The sequence below is a fragment of the Flavihumibacter cheonanensis genome, from assembly GCF_022352215.1.
Classification (GTDB): Bacteria; Bacteroidota; Bacteroidia; order Chitinophagales; family Chitinophagaceae; genus Flavihumibacter; species Flavihumibacter cheonanensis.
The window spans coordinates 1-287 of sequence record NZ_JAKRWF010000111.1 but is presented as its reverse complement, the minus strand read 5'-3'; the positions used below and the strand labels follow the sequence as shown (position 1 = coordinate 287).

The window sequence follows — 287 nt, the reverse complement described above, 5'->3', positions numbered from 1 at the left end:
GGGGAGCGCTAGTGGAATAGCTGCTCAAATTGACCACGCCCTGGCGGCATTGGGTCACATCCACAATGACGATGCCCTGGGAATCTGCCTGGGCAAATGCCCCCACCAGGGCAGCATCATGGTCCGGCGCAGAGCCTACGCCATACGCCTCCAGCACTGCGCCGCGCAGCGGAGGGCGCAGGAAGCAAGCTGCCATCCCAGCCGTGATGCCGGGAAACAGCTTGAGCACCCCCACGAGTGGGAGGCTGGTATTTTCAATACTCAGTTGCGCTGGCTCGACCGGTGGT

1 pseudogene is annotated in these 287 nt (G+C 62.7%); it reads right to left on the bottom strand.

Annotated features, from left to right (window positions below):
• Positions 1–287: pseudogene (locus MD536_RS21320) on the bottom strand (hypothetical protein); the annotation flags it as partial.